Source organism: Luteibacter sp. P4_D7_3, from assembly GCF_056401735.1.
The window spans coordinates 1-1,456 of the sequence record NZ_JBFUIT010000544.1; the positions used below are offsets into that span (position 1 = coordinate 1).

The 1,456-nt window shown below is 65.9% G+C and carries 2 protein-coding genes; both read right to left on the bottom strand.

Annotation, left to right across the window (positions count from 1 at the left end):
• Window positions 1-439: DNA translocase FtsK 4TM domain-containing protein (locus tag AC1DSN_RS22560; RefSeq protein ID WP_477333054.1), on the bottom strand; the 439-nt coding region annotated here is incomplete at its 3' end.
• Between the two features lie 32 nt (window positions 440-471).
• The coding region (locus tag AC1DSN_RS22565) for an NAD(P)-binding domain-containing protein (RefSeq protein ID WP_477333056.1) at window positions 472-1,456 on the bottom strand (985 nt) is incomplete at its 5' end.

The following is a 1,456-nucleotide window of genomic DNA, read 5'->3' on the forward strand; positions in this document are numbered from 1 at the left end:
GCACGGGCGAATCGACGTTCAGGTACACCAGCGCGGGGCCGGTGATGAAAAAGAACACGAAACCGATCAGACGCAGGGAAGGCTCCCACGGCGCGACGAGACGTTCGCCGCGCGCGCGGAGCACCTGCACGCCCAGAGCCAGCAGGAGCAGCGGAAAGCAGTAAGAAACCAGGCCGAAGATGTACCTGAGCAGGTTGGCGATGTTTGCCCCGATCGAGCCACCGAAGTTGGTGGCCCGCTCGGCAATGCCCATGTGACCCCAGCTCGGGTCCTGGTCGTTATAGCTGAGCAGGCAGACGAGCAGGTACAGGGCGAGCGGCAACAGCAGCAACGCCCCGGCCTCACGCAGGCGGCGCTTGAGCTCGTCGCTCAAGCCCTCGCTCTGGGCCTTGACCTGGCTTCTAGCCTGTTTCTTTACGACTTTCGCGCTGCGCGCCACTTAGCAGAGAACCTCGGATCCGGTTTTCGGCATCATGCCATGCCCTGAAGGGCCGGGTGCACGACCTTGCCGGCCTCGATGTTGATACCGCCAGCCAGTGCCGCGTGGTCGCGCCACTCGTTGCCGGCAGCCAGGCGCTGCACGTACGGCAGGATGGCGGCCGAGATGGCGGTGGACGAGGTCTGCGGGACGGCGCCGGGCATGTTGGTCACGCAGAAGTGCGTCACGCCGTGGACGTCGTAGGTCGGTTCCTTCCAGGTGGTCGGACGCGAGGTCTCGAAGCAGCCGCCCTGGTCAATCGAGATATCGACGAGCACCGAGCCCTTCTCCATCGTCTTGACCATGGCTTCGGTAACGACGCGCGGGGCCTTGGCGGACGGGATCAGCACGGCACCGACGACGATGTCGGCGTTGCGGACTTCTTCGGCGACCGACGACTCATACGCGTACAGCGCGGTGACGTTCGGGCCCATCGCCATCATCTCGGCGAGGCGGTCCTGACGCTTGTCGAACACGACGACGTTGGCACCGGCCGAGGCAGCCAGGGCGGCGGCGTTACCACCGGCAGCGCCGGCGCCGAGGACGACGACCTTGCCACGCGGGGTGGAGGCCATGCCGCCGAGCAGCTTGCCCTTGCCACCGTTGGGCTGGTGCAGGAGGGTCGTGCCGATCTGGGTGGCGATACGGCCGGCAATGACGGACATCGGCAGCAGCAGCGGCAGCACGCCGTTCTCATCGACGGACTCGAAGGCGATACCGGTCAGGCCGATGTCCAGCAGGCTCTTGGTGAGCGCCGGCTCGGCGGCCAGGTGCAGGTAGCAGAACAGCAGGTGGTGCTTCTTGAGCAGCTTGAGATCGCCCTCGATCGGTTCCTTGACCTTGACGATCAGCTCGCCCTTCTCATAGACAGCAGCGGCGTCGGCCACCACGGTCACACCCAGCAGGGAGTAGTCGGCGTCCGAGTAGCCGCTCTTGGTGCCGGCGCCGGACTGGATGAAAACCTCATGGCCGCGGCGG